Annotated in this window: 20 protein-coding genes and 1 tRNA gene; 2 read left to right on the plus strand and 19 right to left on the minus strand. The window is 55.8% G+C overall.

Going from position 1 to position 18,274, the window contains the following annotated elements; genetic code table 11:
• Nucleotides 1–12 precede the first annotated feature (12 nt).
• The 8 genes from DXY16_RS11770 to DXY16_RS11810 all read right to left on the minus strand — a co-directional run bounded on the left by DXY16_RS11770 (nt 13) and on the right by DXY16_RS11810 (nt 8,529).
• Nucleotides 13–747, minus strand: a complete 735-nt coding sequence (locus DXY16_RS11770; protein WP_115121355.1) for a phycobilisome rod-core linker polypeptide — start codon at nt 745–747, stop codon at nt 13–15.
• A gap of 77 nt (nt 748–824) precedes the next feature.
• A complete protein-coding gene (locus DXY16_RS11775) occupies nt 825–2,471 on the minus strand; it encodes a phycobilisome rod-core linker polypeptide (protein ID WP_115121356.1) in 1,647 nt (548 codons plus the stop codon).
• A 58-nt stretch (nt 2,472–2,529) separates the two neighbouring features.
• Nucleotides 2,530–3,414, minus strand: a complete 885-nt coding sequence (locus tag DXY16_RS11780; RefSeq protein WP_115121357.1) for a phycobilisome linker polypeptide — start codon at nt 3,412–3,414, stop codon at nt 2,530–2,532.
• Nucleotides 3,415–3,578: 164 nt separating this feature from the next.
• Entirely contained in the window at nt 3,579–4,298 is a 720-nt protein-coding gene (locus DXY16_RS11785; protein ID WP_115016416.1) for a pentapeptide repeat-containing protein, read from the minus strand.
• Nucleotides 4,299–4,828: 530 nt separating this feature from the next.
• Nucleotides 4,829–5,731 (minus strand): phycobilisome rod-core linker polypeptide, encoded by a 903-nt coding sequence (locus DXY16_RS11790; RefSeq protein WP_115121358.1) that lies wholly within the window; start codon nt 5,729–5,731, stop codon nt 4,829–4,831.
• A 419-nt stretch (nt 5,732–6,150) separates the two neighbouring features.
• On the minus strand, nt 6,151–6,909 hold the full coding sequence (locus DXY16_RS11795; RefSeq protein WP_115121359.1) for a phycobilisome rod-core linker polypeptide: 759 nt from the start codon (nt 6,907–6,909) through the stop codon (nt 6,151–6,153).
• 69 nt (nt 6,910–6,978) lie between these two features.
• Entirely contained in the window at nt 6,979–7,560 is a 582-nt protein-coding gene (locus tag DXY16_RS11800) for a phycobilisome polypeptide (RefSeq protein WP_115121360.1), read from the minus strand.
• A gap of 426 nt (nt 7,561–7,986) precedes the next feature.
• Nucleotides 7,987–8,529 (minus strand): CpcT/CpeT family chromophore lyase, encoded by a 543-nt coding sequence (locus DXY16_RS11810; protein ID WP_115121361.1) that lies wholly within the window; start codon nt 8,527–8,529, stop codon nt 7,987–7,989.
• A 279-nt stretch (nt 8,530–8,808) separates the two neighbouring features.
• Between DXY16_RS11810 and DXY16_RS11820 the strand changes: the two genes are divergently transcribed.
• Entirely contained in the window at nt 8,809–9,105 is a 297-nt protein-coding gene (locus tag DXY16_RS11820; protein WP_136989039.1) for a hypothetical protein, read from the plus strand.
• Nucleotides 9,106–9,114: 9 nt separating this feature from the next.
• On the opposite strand, the gene DXY16_RS11825 is transcribed toward DXY16_RS11820, so the two are convergent.
• From DXY16_RS11825 to psbB, 11 genes are all read right to left on the minus strand, one after another.
• A complete protein-coding gene (locus DXY16_RS11825) occupies nt 9,115–9,348 on the minus strand; it encodes a hypothetical protein (RefSeq protein WP_371410912.1) in 234 nt (77 codons plus the stop codon).
• 15 nt (nt 9,349–9,363) lie between these two features.
• A tRNA-Phe gene (locus tag DXY16_RS11830) sits at nt 9,364–9,436 on the minus strand.
• Nucleotides 9,427–10,143: a ComF family protein gene (locus tag DXY16_RS11835; protein WP_115121362.1), complete on the minus strand. Its 717-nt coding sequence runs from the start codon at nt 10,141–10,143 to the stop codon at nt 9,427–9,429. Before DXY16_RS11835 ends, DXY16_RS11830 begins: the two co-directional genes overlap by 10 nt.
• Before the next feature lie 46 nt (nt 10,144–10,189).
• Nucleotides 10,190–10,462: a DUF2470 domain-containing protein gene (locus DXY16_RS11840; protein ID WP_115121363.1), complete on the minus strand. Its 273-nt coding sequence runs from the start codon at nt 10,460–10,462 to the stop codon at nt 10,190–10,192.
• A 217-nt stretch (nt 10,463–10,679) separates the two neighbouring features.
• Entirely contained in the window at nt 10,680–11,933 is a 1,254-nt protein-coding gene (locus DXY16_RS11845; RefSeq protein WP_115121364.1) for an FGGY-family carbohydrate kinase, read from the minus strand.
• 6 nt (nt 11,934–11,939) lie between these two features.
• Nucleotides 11,940–13,166, minus strand: coding sequence for a methionine adenosyltransferase (gene metK, locus DXY16_RS11850; protein ID WP_115121365.1), 1,227 nt, complete (start codon nt 13,164–13,166; stop codon nt 11,940–11,942).
• A gap of 37 nt (nt 13,167–13,203) precedes the next feature.
• On the minus strand, nt 13,204–14,022 hold the full coding sequence (locus DXY16_RS11855) for an HAD family hydrolase (protein ID WP_115121366.1): 819 nt from the start codon (nt 14,020–14,022) through the stop codon (nt 13,204–13,206).
• 16 nt (nt 14,023–14,038) lie between these two features.
• The gene (locus DXY16_RS11860) at nt 14,039–15,133 is read right to left on the minus strand and encodes a 30S ribosomal protein S1 (RefSeq protein WP_115016393.1); all 1,095 of its coding nucleotides are present in this window, start codon (nt 15,131–15,133) and stop codon (nt 14,039–14,041) included.
• A 100-nt stretch (nt 15,134–15,233) separates the two neighbouring features.
• Nucleotides 15,234–15,710, minus strand: coding sequence for a transcriptional regulator NrdR (gene nrdR / locus DXY16_RS11865; RefSeq protein ID WP_115016391.1), 477 nt, complete (start codon nt 15,708–15,710; stop codon nt 15,234–15,236).
• Between the two features lie 173 nt (nt 15,711–15,883).
• Nucleotides 15,884–15,979, minus strand: a complete 96-nt coding sequence (locus tag DXY16_RS11870) for a photosystem II reaction center protein T (RefSeq protein WP_028953714.1) — start codon at nt 15,977–15,979, stop codon at nt 15,884–15,886.
• Nucleotides 15,980–16,000: 21 nt separating this feature from the next.
• Nucleotides 16,001–17,560 (minus strand): photosystem II chlorophyll-binding protein CP47, encoded by a 1,560-nt coding sequence (psbB, locus tag DXY16_RS11875; protein WP_115121367.1) that lies wholly within the window; start codon nt 17,558–17,560, stop codon nt 16,001–16,003.
• Nucleotides 17,561–17,813: 253 nt separating this feature from the next.
• On the opposite strand from psbB, the gene DXY16_RS11880 reads away from it, so the two are divergent.
• Nucleotides 17,814–18,269, plus strand: coding sequence for a 2Fe-2S iron-sulfur cluster-binding protein (locus tag DXY16_RS11880; RefSeq protein WP_115121368.1), 456 nt, complete (start codon nt 17,814–17,816; stop codon nt 18,267–18,269).
• Nucleotides 18,270–18,274 lie beyond the last annotated feature (5 nt).

Below are 18,274 nucleotides of genomic sequence, written 5' to 3' on the forward strand. Positions count from 1 at the left end.
TCACGCAAAGGCTTAAGTCTTCGCAATAGAGAGGATTTTGCCTTTCTGAGCCAGAATGCTTTGAATCGTGGCAGACATTGAGCTTTGGCTCACCACAGATCGTTGGACAGCACGACGGTTGGCTCCGATCTGCCTGCCAGAGCTCCAAGTGATCGCGAGCGTATTGCCATTGCCCACACCCTTGCGATTGACGATGTTTGGAACATCGCCTGTGGTGAGGCTGTTCAGTAGTTTTGAACTCCGCTCTGCTCCATCAAATCCAGCAAATCCAGCATCCAGAGCAGTGGATCGTGTGAAATTGATCGTTCTGCCACCGGTTACGGTCTGTTTGGAGCGGTTGTATGGAACTTGGTCAACACCAAATGAGGAGAGATACTCTTCGCTGTATGTGTAGCTTTCAATTTCAGCTTCGTAGCCTTCATCATTGAATCGCCTGACATGCTCCATCAATTCAGCTTGATCATGAGGTGAGCGCCCTAAGAGGTGCTTGAAATTGAGTTCGACGAACCTGTAAGGGCTGTTGCTTTCTAAGAACAGCTTTTTGTAAGTTTCAGACTGGGCAAGTGCAGTAACAAAACCTTGAACAGTCAGATCACCGTTGATGAATAATGCTTCAAGAGATGGATTCACATCCAGCTCCATCAGATGACGGTTGCCAAACACCTGTTTGTAGACGCTTTGGATGACCTCTTCAGCGTGGCCGAGGTCAGTATTCGCTGGCGCTGCAAGGGTTGTGGTTTCCGTCATTGGTCTGGGAATAGGGAGAAGTGTCGGTGGAGCCTTGATCAATCAAGACTCCTATTGTTCAAAGCGACTGCTTTGTCTTACATCACTTCAGTGATGGAGACGATCTTGCCGCCGCGAGCATGGATGTACTTCATCTGGCTGGACATGTCCTTGCCGGACACCAAGTAGGTGCTCCCTGCTGTGCGTTGGCGCGTGCGTGCTGACTGAGCAGAAACAACAATCCGGAACCGCTTTGTGGTGGGATCAGGAGAGCCAGATTGGGTGCCTGTGCGATTGATCCGGGTGGTCGTTGAGCTCCAGCCACCAGGCACTGTTTTCGTTGCCACCGAGGTCACCAGGGCTGAACTGGTCTGTACGGTGTCGCTGGCTGCATACCCTTCTGCCAGTTTGAGATGGCGGTTGAAGGCAACCTGTGAACGGCCGTTTTCAGAAAGGATGCGAGCGAAGGGGACTGTATCTTCCCCAAAGGTGCTTTGGTACTCCTCGCAATCCACGTAGCTGCTGATTTCAGCGTCGTAACCACCTTCGGCGAGGATACGGGTGTGTTCGCTGATCTCGGCTTGTGATTTAGGAGCCCTACCCAAGAAGTGCTTGAAGTTCAGCTCAATGAAACGGTAAGGAGCGTTGGTTTCAAAGAAACGGCGCTTGTATTCGGCCGAAAGACCGATAGCACGCACGAATTCGCGTGTGCTCAAGTAGCCGTCAATGAATTTACTTTCAGCTGAAATTGCCCGTTCGAACTCCATCAGATGAGGGTTGCCCATCACTTGCTTGTATGAAGCACGGATGAGAGCGTTCAGTTGATCGGTGCTATCGCCGGGGCAGCGCTGGTACGTTTCCTGTTCTCTCTGGCCAAGACCAAAGAACACGTAGGAATCACCACGCATCGGAGCGGAATCCTTACCGCTCGTGACGCCTGGATCTTTGCTGGCGATCCGACCTTTCGCGAAGCTTGCGCTTGGGCGAATGCCAATAGCTTGAGAGGTCAGGCTAATGCGGGGTGCCATGCCGCTGCCCATGCTGCTGGTGAGCGCACTGCTGCCGCCTCGAGCACTGTCGCTGCCTGCGAAGCTCTTCTGAAGAGCCGCCAGCATTGGGAATGCTGCTGTTGAGAGGTCAGCGGGAGAATTCCAGGCGCGAGCATAAGGAACAACATCGCTGCCAAACACTTCGAGGTATTCGGCAGAATCGATGATGCTGTCAATCAGTGCATCGTGTCCGTGCTCTGCCTGCAGGGCAATTTTTGCACCGATTTCGGCTTGAGAATGAGGAGCACGGCCCAAAAGATGTTTGAGGTTCAGCTCGATACCGCGCTGTGGGGCCACGGCGGCAAAAAACCGACTCTTGTAAAAGCTTGATTTGGCTAGGCCACGGATGAAGTTACGAACATCGAGTTCTCCGTTGCATAGCTGTGCTTCCAGCTCATTAGAACGCTCGAAATCCATCACATGGGCGTTGCCGAACACCTGGCGGTAGGCGGCAGCGATGACATCATTCAGCGCTGATGCATCGGAGGGGCTATAGCACTCAAAAGTGACGCGATGGGGGCAGTCTTCATGGCTGCGGGGACCGACCCCGATGCTCATCTGATCACACGACTGCTTGAGGAATTCACCGTTGGTTAGGGCCGCTTTCTGTGCGGACTTCGTCTTGTGCTTGAAGCTGACTGGGCTGCTCCACTTGGTTTCAGCGCCGAATCCGGTTGAGACTTGATTGGTGGCCATGGTTCAGGTTGAGGGGGAGTTGGGGAGTGTTGATTTCGAGTGCTTGTTCCTGAATGGATCAGGTCACCGGTGTAATGCTTGCGATTTTTCCGCCTTCGCGGTGGATCCGTTTGAATTGCTCTGAGAGCTTGTCGAACGGCACATAGAACACCCTGTTGGAACGGGTGTAGCGCGAGATGCGACGCAGATCATTGGCGCTGTATCCAGTTACTTCCACGCGGTAGGTCACGCCTTCCTCACCCGCACCAACACCCAGTCGCGTGGGTGCGTCCTGCAGATTTCGGGAGGGTCGGAAGCTCCAACCAGTGGTTTCGCCAGAGGATGGCGGAATCACGGGAAGAGGGAGGTTCTGATAGGCGGCACCACCGAGTTTGCTTCTCTTGCCTGCGAGATCACCCTTCAAGCTGCTGCTGCTGTTTCCGCGCAGCAGTTGGAAGCTCCAGGTGAACTCTTGGAGTGTGGTGCAGCATTCGGTCTTCCAGCCGCGTTGAAAGGGAACAGTCCACTCCCCATAGGCGTTTTGGTAATCGGCTGAATCGAGGAAGCTATCGATATCAGCGTCATATCCCTTGCTGTCGAGGAGTTCAGCGTGCTCGCGCATCTCCTCGAAGTCTTCCGGTGCCCGACCCATCAGATGGCGGAAGGTGAGTTCGATATAGCGGTAGCGCGCACAGGTATCGAAGAAGCGGCTGCGGTAGAGCTCGCTCTTGGCGATGCGACGAACCAGTTCCCGCACACTGATCTCGCCCAGCTTGAACTGGGATTCGGGAATGAGCTGACGCTCGCTCTCCATCACGTAGGCGTTGCCAAGCACCTGCTTGTAGACGGCACGGATGATTTGCTCCTTCTTGGCATCTTCGTCACCGGGAAGAAGTTCAAGGGGAGCCTCACTCTCGTCCGAGAAGCGCTCGACCCCCAAAAGCGAGGCAGGACCGAAGGGCATGTAGGTTCTCGCGTTTTCGCTTGTTAATAGTCCTTCAGAAGCGCCGTGAGCGGTCTTGTTCTTTATAAACCTCAATCAAGTATGTCCGAATGTTGCGTGGCATGACAGTTCTTCGGCTATTGGTGCCTTTCCTGCTTTAGCCGAGCGCCTGCCAGTGCTTCCCCTCAAGTGCTCAAGCTTGCTGAGGAGGGGAGCAGCGATTCAAGGCTGGAACGGGTCGTTGCCCTGGTATGGGGATTCCAGCAGTCCAATTCCTCCACAGCTCTGGCCAGCAGGGCTTCAATCTGAGCTTTCTCCAGGCCGGAACAGAGCGAGAAGTCAGCTCCTTTGATCGATTCGACCGTGTCCAAGGCCGCGTTCTCTAGATCGGCGCCTCTCATGTCCGTCATCTGCATTTCGCAAGTACCGAAACGGGTGCCACGACACATCGCACCCCGCAAGTTGGCTGAGCGAAGATCCGATCCCGCCAAGGACACCCCGTCAAGAATGGCCCCACTGAGATCTGCTCCGCTCAAATAAGAGCCCAGCAGCACTGCTCCGCGAAGATCCATGCCCCTTAAATCGCTGTTGTTGAGGAACGCACCATTGAGCTTCGCTCCTGGTCCGACTGCACCGCTTGTTCGCAGCTCAAATCCTTCAGGCACGACGGTGTGACTGTCGTAAAGGGCGAGTCGAAGATCTGCACCTTCCAGTTGGCATTGACTGAGATTGGCACCGCGGATATCGCAACGGCAGAGTTGGGCTTCACGTAAATCAGATGGGCCTAAATCCTCACCATTCCAGTTAGCCCCTCGCGCATCGAGGGGGCTTTGTTGCGTGTCATTGGCTCGTGCATCCTCCGGCGCTGACCATTCCCAAAGATTCAAGGATGCAGGACGTGACATTCGCGCTTCAGGCTCTCACGATCAAATCATCTCAATAATAAAGCCTGGCTCTCAAACACAAGACTCGCTCTAGGCCTCCTTGGCGTTCTGCTTCTACGCTGTGTTTGCTGCATACGCAGCTTGCTTGGAAAGTTGTGCTTGATGCTCGGCGGGATGGTCAGTCTTTGGCTCTCATTCATTTAGAAACAGATGTCTGAGTTTTAGGAGCGAGACTCACATCCCGCTGATGATTGGCTTGTTTGTCGTCAATGACAGGGTCGTCAATGGCAATACTTGTCATTCATGCTTTAGGTCGATGCTTAATGCCGGCTTGAGTTGTGAGTCCGTACAGCTTTTGGGCTCAATGATGCAAGCGCAACAGCCAGAGCAAGAGCGAGTCGCTGCGCTTGTTGTCTAGGCCAATGGCTAGTGGAATGGGGATGAAAAAGCACCGAAACCATAAGGGTCCGGTGCTTTGAAGGAACTGATTGAAAGGCCTAGTGTTGCACTAGACCCATAACGTTGGTGCTTGGTTCGAGCTTGACGTTGGCTCAGGCCCAGGATTTGCAATTTTTGGATTGGTACATCCTGCGGAATGCTTCGGATGTTGGATCGCTGGTTGCTTTGGAGTAGACGAATCCGCTGACGTCATAGCCCTTGCCTGCACCGCTAATGCTGCGAGCATTGGTGAATTCCATCACGAGCTGGCTACGCCCTTCGATGATGGTGTCTGAGGCTGCATTAGCTGGCGAAATCCGAGCCAGGTTGACGAAGGTTGAGCAGTACTTGCCTGCTTCAGATGTCCAAGCCCGCTGATAGGGAACTGTCTGTGTGCCGAACACCTCGAGATATTCACCTGAGTGTGTGATCTTCTCAACGAGAGCATCAAATCCCTGCTCTGCAATCAGGCTGATTGCTGCACTGACCTCCGCTTGGTTAAGAGGAGGACGCCCCAAAAGGTGCTTGTAGTTCAGTTCAACGCCACGGATGGGGGAAACCTTGAAAAAGTAATTTTGCTTGTAGAGGTCAGACTTGGCCAGGCCGGCAACAAAATCACGGACGCTGATGTCTCCGTTTGAGAGCTGGGACTCGAGTTCGCTGCAACGCTGGCTGCCCATGGGCCCTAAGTTGCCAAGAACTTGCTTGTAAGCAGCAGAGATCGTTGCCTTTAGGGCATCGCTTCCTGTCGCTGCGAATTGATCAGCAGTGCTACTAAAGGGACACTCGCTGTGAACCCTTGGGCCGATGCCAAGGCCCATGGCGTTGCAGAGATTCTCTTTGTATTGATGAATGCTGGTGGATGGCTCGCCGACGCGAGTCAGGAGCACGCCCTGGTCGATTTCCTCTCTGTAAACGTTGATTGCCTTGCCTTGTTTGAGCTTTGCTGAATTTTTGACGGCGTATGAAACTCGATTGAGGCTTGTGAAATCGCGGGTCGGCTTGATGGCAACCATTGCTGATCTCTAAAAAATGATTTGTATCAGTTAGCTTAAAACGATTGGCCTAAGCCGAATCCAGGCCTTCATGCGCTTGCAACAAAAAGTTTTCCGCAAGATTGCTAAAGTGCCTGCCCTGGTCATATACATGGATTGTCCAATTTCCGCAAGCTTCTTGAACGTTGCTTTGCATTTGCCTGCCTTGCCGCGCCTCTTGTTGACTGCTTGCGCAGTTTTTGGTGAGCCTACAGCTTGATCTGTAGCCTTCTTGGATTGCCTTGGCCGATCTGTTGATCAGCTTTGTCTTCCTCCCGAAAGCGGCTCTGAATCGGGAGGAAATGGCCAAGTCTTTTATAAGTTGTCTATTGATTGACCTCGATTGAGACGCAGAAGTCACTCTTTTGGCTTCTTGGTGAATAGCAATTCAAATCTCTTTCTCAGTTGCTAAGCATTGAGACTGTGATGGTCAAGAACACTCGTACAAGTTCGAATCCTCCCACGATTGCAAAGGCCAGCCAAGCTTTGAGGGCCCATGCAGGCGGTTGACCATTGGCCCAAGCCTCTGAAACCTTTAACTGTGCGATGAGATTCGCAGCCTCACTCGGCGCACGATTCTGGAGCGAATCACGCCAATCAGCGCCATAACGCGGAAACGATTGGTAAATCGGAAGTTCACCAGTTGCTTGCCCGGGTAAAACACGAGAACGCTGTGACGGAACTAAGTCGTATCCGAACGAATTCATATATTCCTCACTATCGAGAAGCTCGTCGACAAAGCGTGTAAATCCTTTGTGTCCGATCACGATTGACCATGCACGTCGCTCAGCGTCTCCATGGACCGGGCGACCGAGCACGCGTCCCACCACCTGATCGACCATTCTGTAATTGGAGCTGCATTGGTAGTACCCCTGTTGGAAGCGTTCAGACAGGAGAAGTCCACGAATGAAATCGCGCATGGTGATGGTTCCATTGCGCAGCTGTGATTCGAGATTCGGATCTCTGTCACTGCGCATTGCATGGAAGAACACTTGCTGATACGCGCGTTCAATTTGGCAGTCAATCGTTGTTCTCAGGTTTTCGCCGGATGAGCTGGCCGAACCTTGCGGCTGAGCTTTGACCGTGCTGCTGTCTCCAGCCAGGTTGCTGACGCGGGAGTTCTGAGCCTCAAGTGGGTAGGTCAGCAGTGGCAGAGACATCTGAGTCTTGCTGGGTAAAAATACTTGGGTTGCATCCTCACCCCTGCAAGCAGGTGGCCGCTCGCATCCTTAGCAGCTGTTCATTGAAGTTTGATTGAGTTGCTCTCTCATGTGCTGAAAGGCTTGCTGGGCGCACTCTGCTTCTTTGCGGTTTGACGTTGCATCGAGTCGTGTCTTGCAGAGTTCCTCAAGGGTTTCTAGAGCCAGGTTCATGCCGTCCATCGGCACGGCCATGAATGCGTAAAGCGCGCGTACGGCTTTCATGCCCTCATCGTCAGTGCAGTGCGGGCAAGAAGATGCGACTGCATAGATGCACACACGTAGAAAATTCCAGCAATCTCTCCAGCATGCTTCGGCACGTTGCTCGGGGTGCAGGCCCCCACCCGGGAGAATCAGTTCCGGATGGTTTTTAATCAATTGCGTTTTTGTTTGGTTAACCAAATGCTCTGCTGCCTCCTGGAGAGCAGCAATGGCGCTTGGGTCTGTGCCTGACCAGCGGCAGATTTGATTCACATCGTCTGGGCAGAGCTGCTGTTTGCTTGTGTCTGCAATGTTGATGCGCTTCCGTAGTTCCTCGGGGATGTGGTGATTGTGTTGGAGGCCACAGACCTGAGCTTGTTCGCAGAGTTTTTGGATCTCCTTGCTTTGCATGGCTAGCGCTTTAGCTGTTACGGGCTGAACGGTTCAGCACTGGTGATGCGCTGAGTTGACCATGTCGGTCCAGATAAAATGCCCATGTTGTCTCAGATGCTAGGCCTGGGCAGTGATCTGGTAGCGATCTGGCCAAATTGAGTTCAATGCCAAGGCTGTGTAGAAGGGGTGCAACTTCTTCGGGAGATTCAATCTGAAAGGGGCGAATTGCAGACCCAACCACCCACGTGAGGCAGGTATCTTTAAGGTTGCCACCGCCGTGTTGGCAGGCCAGTAGGAGGTTGCAAGGTGTTGATAGAGATTCAAGGGTTTCGTACCAGAGCCTGATGTCGTCAGGCTTTAGGTCAATGCGAAACCTTGAGCCATTGATTGTGTGAATGACTTCGCCATTCTTGTCGGCTGATTGAAGGAGGGAGTTGAGGTCTGTCATTGGAGGGTTGGGGCGGTTGGCATGTGTGTCTGGGCTTCATTCAGTTTGTTGATCCAGGCTTTTGGTGTTTCAGAAAAGAAATCTTGTGTCTTCTCAAAGCGGAATGGTTCTGTAATTGCTCCCCAAAGGTGTTCATGCATGATTCGATCGTGGCCGCGATCGATTCGACAGCTTGTTGGTGTTTCTTTGATCATGTATGTGCAGCCTTCCAGTCGGTTTAAGTCATCCTCTTGGATCGGTTTGCGTCGTTGCTGGTGATCCATGTCTGCCCAGAACCTCTGGGCTTCTTTGCTGGAATGGTTGTGGATGATCAGCCCGCGTTTTGGGGCGATGTCAGCTCTCGGCGCCCGCACGCGATAGGGATCGGCGGCAGAAATGGCATCGGCCTGCTCCAAAAGAAGAGAGCCTGGACGCCAGTGGGTGAGGGGGTGAAGGCGCACGAGGATGTTCCCGTACAGAGAGGGGGATTCAAAAGCCTGGCGTTTGTTGCTGAAGCTCGCTCTGAGGCCTTGGGTCAGGCGGGTGAGTGATTGATCCATGGCGGAGAGCCCTGTTCAGCTTGTCCTTGCCTGTGTCCATAAGGTGATGCTGCTGATGCTGTTTCGGCTGCATCCTTGCGGAGGTGCTTTGGTGCGCGAGGCATTCTTGACGACCATGGTCGCAGCTAATCCTTTGGCGCTGGACAGGGGGGTGAGGATCGATACGATTCGCCTACTTCGCTGTCGTGAGAAATGGACTTGAAGGCAAACGTGACCGAGGCTTGTTTGCTGCAGCATGTCTGTCGCCAGCTTCATGAAATTACGCATATTGCTGAATCGTTGACGCTTCGGATTCTTGACGTTGAACGACGCTGCCAGATGCTTGAAGAATCCGTTCAGCAAGTCTCTGTCGCAACAGAAAGCGGCGATTTGCATGAGCTGCTTGATGTTGTTGGAGGGCGCTTGACCGACCTCCGCGAAATCCTTCAAGTGGATCAGGCCGAGATCGCTCCCGCTGCTCCCGATGTCATTCAATCTGACCAGGCTTCGGACGATGCGGCTGATCAGTTGATCGAGTTCCAGGAGCCTGAGACGATCTACGTTGATGACCCTCAGATCGATCTTCTGTCGGCCTGATCGTGAACGTCAGCCCAGATCAAGCAGTCTGATTCGGAAATCTGCCACTTTTTTTGCTTGCTCCGGTTCAGATAGGAGGAAGGGATGATCGCTGATGTAGTCAGTGAAGATGGCCTTAACTCTTTCGTCTACGCTGAGATCTTGCTCGGATGGTTTTCTGTTTGATGCCTTCCATGCATCATCAAAGGCCATAGCAAAACTGTCGGCGTTATTAAAAACCCTGTCCATAGTGTGGGCCTTCACCTGTTTGCGTCTCAATGCCAGGACCCAGATTTGAACTGGGGACACGGCGATTTTCAGTCGCCTGCTCTACCAACTGAGCTATCCCGGCCCGTCGCCTTCGCGACTTATGAATTGTAGATCACAGCCGGTCTGTGCAGCCGGCAGGCGCGAGTGCCTGACTGCTTTAGGCGTACGTGCCAGACAGGCGACACCCTGGACATTGATGTTGGATTGCTGGAGCGTCAGGTAAGCCGCATAGGCGGTTGCTCCAGTGGTGAGAATGTCATCGACGATCCACACCCCCTTGCGGGACTGACGTACTTCAATGCTGTTTTCGCGATCGCAATAGAAGCCATCCCTTTGGTTCTGCCAGCGCTGCTTCCGATTCAGATGGTGCTGGCCGACAGCGGCTCGGCACCGCTCCAGTAGAGGCCGATGCTCCCGACCTAAAGCCTTCACCATCAAGTTGGCGATCGGGTTGGCCAGGCTCGCCCGTTTCCAGCTTGGAATGGGAACCAAAACAGCATCGGTTGGCAGGGTTTGGTTGAGAGCGCCGATCAGGGATGCCAGCAATCTTGGCTCTTGGCTTCGCCTTAGCTTGAACAGGATCTGGCGGAATCGGCCCTCATAGCGGGCTGCTGCTAACCACGGCAGCGGATCCAGCCCTTGAAGGGGGATGTCTGCAAGGCCTAGGCACTGCCGACACTTTGGGCACGGCTCTTCTGCATTGGTGAGGCTGGCGAGTGGTTGCATACAGATGGCGCAGGCCTGTTGGATCAGCAGATCCTGGATCCCTCCGCAGAGTGAAGACCACATCGATCGATTCACAGCTTGCGGAAGCGTTCCCCCCTGTCTGCAGTCTTCAGTCGCTCCTGGGCATGGCCTTCAGCATCGCAACCAGGGTGCGGTGGGCATCATCACTGTCAGTGAGCTGGTGATCAAAGCGAATCTCGACGGCTTTGCCATCCACGTTCAGTTCCATCGCCTCTGGATGCACTGCCGTCATCGAGGCGGACTTGGCGTCGATCATTCCGCCGTAATGCTGGGCATACTGCAGAACAGCTTCTTTGTGATCATCATTCATGTGCCGGCAGATGCGGTCACTAACGGCGGAAGTGAGGGGGTCTGCAGCCATGGATCGTGCGGGGAGTAAGAGGGTGAAGGGCAGCCTTCACGTCTGCGAAGGCGATGATCAGCGAATTAGGAGAAATGCTGCCAGAGCAGGACGCCAAGCCGCATCCCGCTGAAGGTCACGTAGCCGGCTAAAACAATAAACAGGCCGATGGCAAGAGCATCGCGCAATTTGCTGGGCACTGACGCAGGAATCGGATCGACTCCAATTCTCGCTCGGATCAGGGCCTCGCGGTCAGCCCCTTCCCCTGCAGGTGGTTGAGGGCCAGGCGGGCCACTCCTGCCGCTGGAGGCGTGAGGCAGGTGAGCACCGGGCAGTGGAGGATGCGTTCACGCAAGCGTCTCCATTGAGGGTTGCGGGCACCTCCGCCCAATGTGATCACCCGTTTTGGAGGTTGAGCTCCCAGTTCCGTTAATCGTTCCCATCCCTCAGCTTCGATCCGGGCCATGCCCTCTAGAAGGGCATGGAGGTATAAGCAATCACTCACTGGTCTGGGTGTCAGAACCGGTTCCAGCGTTGGGTCGTCAGAGGGGAAGCGTTCCCCAGGACCAGGGAGTGGACGAAGCTCTAGGCCACTGGATTGTTCAGGATTGATCTGGCGGCTGAGCTGATCGAGATTGATGCCTGGGAACTGCTGGAGAAGGACGGCGCCGCCGCTGTTGGAGGCGCCACCGCATAGCCATCGACCTGCGACTCGGTGGCTTGTGATGCCAGGGCCTGTCAGGGGCTTGGTTGTGAAGCGCTTTAGCACCAGGGTGCTGCCCAACACCGTGATGCCATCGTTGTCACCGGGATTGGCGGCGAGGACCGCAGCATTGGAGTCTGTGGTGCCTGCCACCACGGTGACATCGCTGCAGAGTCCCAGTTCCTGGGCAGGCTTTGCCGCGAGTCTGCCCAGGTCGCTGCCGCTCGGGTGCACCGTGGGCAGACTGTCTGCCCAGGGCAGTGTTGCGATCGATTCGTTCCACTGGCCCCGTTCAAGGTCCCAGCCCAGGCGGAGATTGTTGCCTTCTTCCCCCCACTGCCAGTCGTTAAGCAGCCAGCCGTTGATCCAGTCAGCTTGATGGCGGAGCAGCAGCCCTTCCCCGTGGTCTTGGATCAGCCGAAGGGCCCTGGCCAGACTGCCGCTGCAACTGGATGCTGGCCCACCTCCAGGGAGCAGACCCATCAGCGTCTCAGCGAATTCTGGACAGGACTGGGCGTAGCTCAGTGCATGGCCAATGGGCGTGCCGTGATGATCGCAGGCCAGAAGCGTGCCAGAGGTCCCATCGACAGCGATGGCTTGGATGGCTGAGCGAAGGTTGGTGGGGATGGCCTGAATCAGGCTGCGGCAACTGGATCTCCAGTCCTCTGGATGTTGAAGTCCTTGCCGATACGTCGTTGCTGTGTTGTGGAGGATGTGACCGGCTGCATCGATCACCGCAATGCGTACACCGCTGGTGCCCAGATCAATTCCGAGCGCCAGCGGGGTCATGGCATCTCAGCTTTTTTGCAGGGCTTCAGCTTTGGCGCTGACATCCTCCCAGGGCAGGTTGAGGTCGGGGCGGCCGAAGTGTCCATAGGCCGCGGTGTCTTGGTAGAAGCGACCACCGCGTTGTTGTGGGAGGTTGCGCAGACCGAAGGTTTCGATGATTGCGCCAGGACGCAGATCAAAGTGCTGTTGCACCAAGTTGGTTAGCTCAGCATTGCTCACCTTGCCGGTGCCGAAGGCTTCAACCAAGATCGAGACAGGCTTGGCGACACCGATTGCGTAGCTGAGTTGCACCTCAGCACGCTCAGCAAGGCCAGCAGCCACAAGGGCTTTGGCCACATAACGTGCGGCGTAAGCTGCCGAGCGGTCCACTTTGGTGGGGTCCTTGCCCGAGAAGGCGCCACCACCGTGGCGGGCGTAGCCGCCGTAGGTGTCCACGATGATTTTGCGGCCTGTGAGCCCGGCATCGCCCTGGGGACCACCCACCACGAACTTGCCGGTGGGGTTGACCAGATACTTCGTGCCTTCACGGCTGGGCTTGAGCGCTAGGTCTGCGGTGGCCGGCTCAACCACATGGGTCCATAGGTCCTCCGTGATGCGCTCACGAATGCCTTGTTCATCACTGATGCCGTCAACTTCGGCAGTGTGCTGCGTGGAGATCAGGATCGTGTCGATCGCAACAGGTTTGTCGTTTTCATAGACGACGCTGACCTGGGTTTTGCCATCCGGGAGGAGGTAGTTGAGGCTGCCGTTGTGGCGAACTTCAGCCAGGCGGCGGGAGAGACGATGGGCCAAGCTGATGGGAAGGGGCATCAGTTCTGGCGTCTCGTTGCAGGCATAGCCAAACATGATGCCCTGGTCGCCGGCCCCCACCTTGTCCAGTGGATCCCCGGCATGGTCGTCGGCTTCGTTCACCCCCTGGGCGATGTCGGGCGACTGCTGATCCAGAGCGACCAGCACGGCACAACTAGTGGCATCAAAGCCACCGGCACGGGCTCCGCTGTAGCCGATTTCCTTGATCACATTGCGGACAAGGTGGATGAAGTCCACCTGGGCGTTGGAGGTCACCTCGCCAGTGATCATGCAGAGGCCAGTATTCACAACTGTCTCGCAGGCGACTCGGCTGGCAGGATCTTGTGCCAACAGGGCATCCAAGACCGCATCACTGACCTGATCGCAGATCTTGTCGGGATGTCCTTCCGTCACCGATTCGGAAGTAAAGACGTATTGGCTCATGAGCGCTCTAGTTCGTCCGAGACTTTAAGGGTTGGTCTCAAGAGCAGTTGCTGCGCCCAGTCACGTTCAGTTCGTTCCAGTGGGTGATGAGATGTTCGTGCTCTGTGAGGTCGGGATCTTGCTGCCAGCCCGCCACATAACCAAGGCTATGGCTGACGCCTGCCTGACGAGCCATTAGCAGATCAGAATCGGCGTCACCGATCAGGGCGCATTGACGTGGGTTCAGCCCCAAGATCTTGCATAGGCCTTGGACGGCCTCCGGATTGGGTTTGCTCGGCAGATCCTCTGCGCTCCAGATGCCGGCGATGTGACCGTCCAGATCGTGGCTGCGTAAAAAGGCCTGAATACCCGCTCGGGTGTCATTGCTGATCACTGCACAGGTGACACCGGCGTCTCTGAGTTGGTCGAGAAATGTTCTTGCCGCTGGTAATAACGGGCTGGATTGCCTTGGCTTGTCGAGCTTGGCAAGGCCCACTTCGTTGTTGACGGCCTCTGCAAAGGTTCGCTCTGCCAGCAGGAGTGCCCTCGGCCAGCTCAGGCCCATCAGGCTGAACACCGTTGCCGTTGCTAGAAGATTGTGCTCCCTCGAAGCCACAGCCAGAAGGCCGTCAGGGCTGACGCCTTGGTCGGAGAGTCCGTAAGCGCGATGGAGTAGCGCCCTGAGCTTTGTTTCAGCAGCACTGTCGCGTTGATCTGAGCCGGCCGTGATGTCGGCATAGCACTGGCAGGCCGCATTGATGCGACTGGTCCCCTGTGTGATCAGTCTGGGTTCGCTATGGGAAAGGGTGCCGTCCTTATCGAACAGCACCCCTTCAATCTCACCCAGAAGCTCGCCCCTAAGCAGCAACTGAGCCATTCATCTCAGGCGACGATCAACCCATCATGCCGCCGTAGGCCTCCTCGCCCTCTTCAGCCTGCTCCAGCAGCATCTGCTTGTAGCGGGCTGCCATCTCCTCTGCCTTGTCGAACACCTTCTGAGGATCAGTGAGCATGTCACCGGGTTCGGGTTCGAGGGCTTTGGTGGAGAGGGAGATGCGTCCCCGCTCGGCATCAAGGTCGATGATCATCACCTTCATCTGATCATTCACGTTCAGCACCGAGTGGGGGGTCTCGATGTGTTCATGACTGATCTCAGAGATGTGCAGCAGGCCACTGACACCACCGATGTCGATGAAGGCGCCGTAGGGCTTGATGCCACGCACGGTGCCAATCACAACTTCGCCCACCTCGAGGCGGTTCATCTTGCGTTCGACCAGCGCACGGCGGTGGCTGAGCACCAAGCGGTTCCGCTCCTCGTCCACTTCGAGGAATTTCAGTGGCAGGAAGTCGGCCACAAGCTCTTCCTTCGGCTTGCGAGTACTGATGTGGCTGCCAGGAATGAAGCCGCGCAGGCCTTCAACGCGGACCAAGGCACCACCACGGTTGGTGGCGAACACTTCTGAGTAGATCGTGGCGTCTTCTTTCTGCAGTTGACGGACTCGTTCCCAGGCCCGCTGATATTCAATGCGTCGAATGGAGAGAGCGAGCTGACCGTCTTCGTTCTCCTCACTCATGATGAAGAACTCGCGGATCTCTCCGGGTTGCAGCACATCACTGAGGCCTTCGACCCGGTTGATCGAGACCTCTTGCATGGGCATAAAGGCTGCCGTCTTGGCGCCGATATCGATCATTGCCCCTTTCGACTCAAGCGCAAACACCGTGCCATTGACGATGTCTCCGGGCTTGAAGTTGTAGTCGTATTTGCTCAGCAGAGCAGCAAACTCATCAATGGAGAAGCCTGCGCTCTCCAGATCGCTTGGGTTGGCCCGGCTGCTGGGGTCGTCAGCAGTGGGCACATCCTCCGGAATGCTCAGATCCTCTTCGGCGAAGGCTTCAGCCATGGCTTCTGCGCCGGTGGCTTCAATTGCAGCGTCCTGCTCGCTGGTTGCTGCTGGATCCTGAACCTGATCAGTGGAGGTGACAGACATGGAGGGTTGGCGGTCTGCCCTGAGGCAGTGCGAAAAGAAGGATGCTGAGGCCCGCCGACCTCAGGCAATCGATCTTTCATCCTACAGATCAGCCCCAGGCTCAAACGACGACAAGCTTGCCGTTGCTGCTGCTGTGCATGCCTTCGAGGGTGGCGACGAAGTCACTGATCCCCTGAAATTGGCGATAGACAGAGGCGAAGCGCACATAGGCAACTTCATTGAGGTCTTTGAGCTGGTTCAGGACAAGCTCGCCGATCTCTTGGCTAGACACTTCCCTGCTGCTTCGTTGCTGGAGAGAGAGCTCCAGTTCATCGACGACATTTTCCAGTCGGTCTGCGGATAAACCGGTTTTTTCACAGGCGCGACCAAGTCCGTGAAGGAGTTTGGTGCGACTGAACGTTTCACGGTTGCCATTGCGTTTCAACACCGTGATCGGCATCGTCTCCACCCGTTCATAGGTGGTGAAGCGAAATTCGCAATTCAGGCATTCACGCCTCCGCCTCACACTTTTTCCGCCGTCGGCAGAACGGGATTCCAGCACCCGACTATCTGTGTTTTGGCAGGAAGGGCACTGCACGCCCGCGCGTCTCCTTGGAGAGAATTTGTTCCAAGTTTAGACGCGTTGTCGAGCGATGAAAAGTGGGCGATTCCGTGTTCTTTGGTTTTGCTATCGGCATCAAGGTTTGAATTCATCGTTTTTCCCAATAAAAAACCCCGCCTGATGGCGGGGTTGATTGAAGGAAACCTGAATCACTTGCCGATCTTCGGGGGATCGCGGAATGCGATCGCAAAAAAGAGAGTGGCAATCGCCAGGGTGAGGATGAGGATGTAAGCAAGGCTGTCCATCGAGAATCTCCGGTAGGGCGATCAGCTGAGAGGTGAGCCTGCCGGGGGCACAAAGCCCTCGGGAAGTCGACGGGTTGAGCGGTCGCCCAGTTTTTGGAACAGACCAAACTCAACTTGTTCGCCAAGATCGGGATCGATACCAGCAAACACGTCGCGATAAAGGGTGCGAGCACCGTGCCAGATGTGTCCGAAGAAGAACAGCAAGGCAAAGACCGCATGCCCGAAGGTGAACCAGCCTCGTGGTGAGCTGCGGAAGGTGCCGTCGGAGTTATAGGTTTCGCGGTCGAATTCAAAGGCTTCACCCAGTTGAGCCTTACGCGCCAGACGCTTCACGACCGCAGGATCAGTGAAGGTTTGTCCGTCGAGAGCTCCGCCATAGACCGTTGCAGTCACTCCTTGTTGTTCGAAGGAGTATTTCGCTTCAGCGCGGCGGAATGGGATGTCAGCGCGGACGATGCCCTCGCTGTCTTCCATCACCACAGGGAAGTTCTCGAAGAAGTTGGGAATCCGACGAACCTGAAGATCACGGCCTTCGCTATCGGTGAAGGAGATATGGCCAACCCAGCCAGTGGCAAGGCCATCACCATTCACCATCGGGCCAACGCGGAAGAGGCCGCCCTTGGCAGGACTGTTGCCCACATAGTCATAGAAGGCAAGCTTTTCCGGAATGGCTCCGTAGGCTTCTTTCGCTGAGGCCCCTTCGTCCATTGCGGTCTGGACGCGACGGTTGATCTCAGTTTTGAAGTAGCTCTGATCCCATTGGTAACGGGTAGGGCCAAACAGCTCGATGGGTGTGGCAGCAGCGCCGTACCACATCGTTCCAGCCACCACAAAAGCTGAGAAGAAAACAGCTGCGATGGCACTAGCCAGAACCGTTTCGATGTTGCCCATCCGAAGGGCCTTGTAGAGGCGCTCTGGGGGACGGGATGTGATGTGGAAAATGCCGGCAATGATGCCGACGATGCCAGCAGCGATGTGGTGGGCAACAATGCCGCCTGGATTGAAGGGATTGAATCCTTCTGGCCCCCAGGCCGGCTGAACCGGTTCAAGGTGACCAGTGATTCCATAGGCATCCGAGACCCACATCCCTGGGCCGAAGACACCAGTGAGGTGGAAAGCTCCGAAGCTGAAGCAGCCCAGTCCGGCAAGCAACAGATGGATTCCGAAGATCTTGGGAAGGTCCAGAGCAGGTTCCCCTGTGCGGGGGTCCTGCCAGATCTCAAGATCCCAGTAGGTCCAGTGCCAGATGGCGGCCAGCATCAGCAGGCCACTGAAAATGATGTGGGCAGCAGCGACGCCTTCAAAGCTCCAGAAGCCAGGGTCTACACCGGTTTCACCGGTGATACTCCAGCCTCCCCAGCTCCCGGTGACACCGAGGCGGGCCATGAAGGGCATCACAAACATGCCCTGACGCCACATCGGATTCAGGACTGGATCCGATGGGTCGAAAATGGCGAGTTCGTAGAGAGCCATCGAGCCGGCCCAGCCGGCAACGAGGGCTGTGTGCATGAGGTGCACGGCCAGAAGTCGGCCGGGGTCGTTAATTACGACTGTGTGCACCCGATACCAGGGCAATCCCATGGGTCAGGTTCAGGGGAACGAGCTGCCAATGCAGCCAGACCCAGGGATCGTAAGGGTTGTTCCACGGCGTTCGTGCTCTGCTGTCGCGAGCTGCAACGTGTTGTGGCATGGGATTTGGACGCGCAGGCAATCCCCGGGCCCTGTGATGTTGCAGCCTCGAAGCGGCCCCGCTTGATCGGGATGCCCCCGAGCTCCGGTTACAAAACGAAACGCCTGCCCTCAGAATGCACCAACCTCGATCCACCAGTTCGCCATGCCTGTGATCCGATTCGTCCGCGAAGGGCGTGATGTTGAGTGTTATCCGGGCGAAAACCTGCGGGATGTGGCGCTCAGGGAAGGCATCGAGCTGTATGGGCTCAAGGGGCGACTCGGCAACTGCAACGGCTGTGGGCAGTGCATCACCTGCTTCGTTGAGATCTCAGGTGGTGGTCCTGCATCGCTGTCTCCGCGCACGACTGTGGAGGATGCAAAGCTCAAGCGTCGTCCTGATGCTTGGAGGTTGGCTTGTCAGTCCTTGGTTGAGCAGTCGGTCATCGTGCTGACCAAGCCTCAGGCTGGTCTTCCGAATCGTGATCTCAAGATCAAGACTGCTCTTGCCGAGACACTTCCCGCGGGTCCTACGGCTTGGCCTGTGATTGAGCCCATTGAGGATTCAGGCGATGAAGGCACCGACGCGACAGATCCTGCTGGTTCGGCCCAGCCTGGATAGGGGGA

It is taken from the genome of Synechococcus sp. UW105, assembly GCF_900473935.1.
Taxonomy (GTDB): Bacteria; Cyanobacteriota; Cyanobacteriia; order PCC-6307; family Cyanobiaceae; genus Synechococcus_C.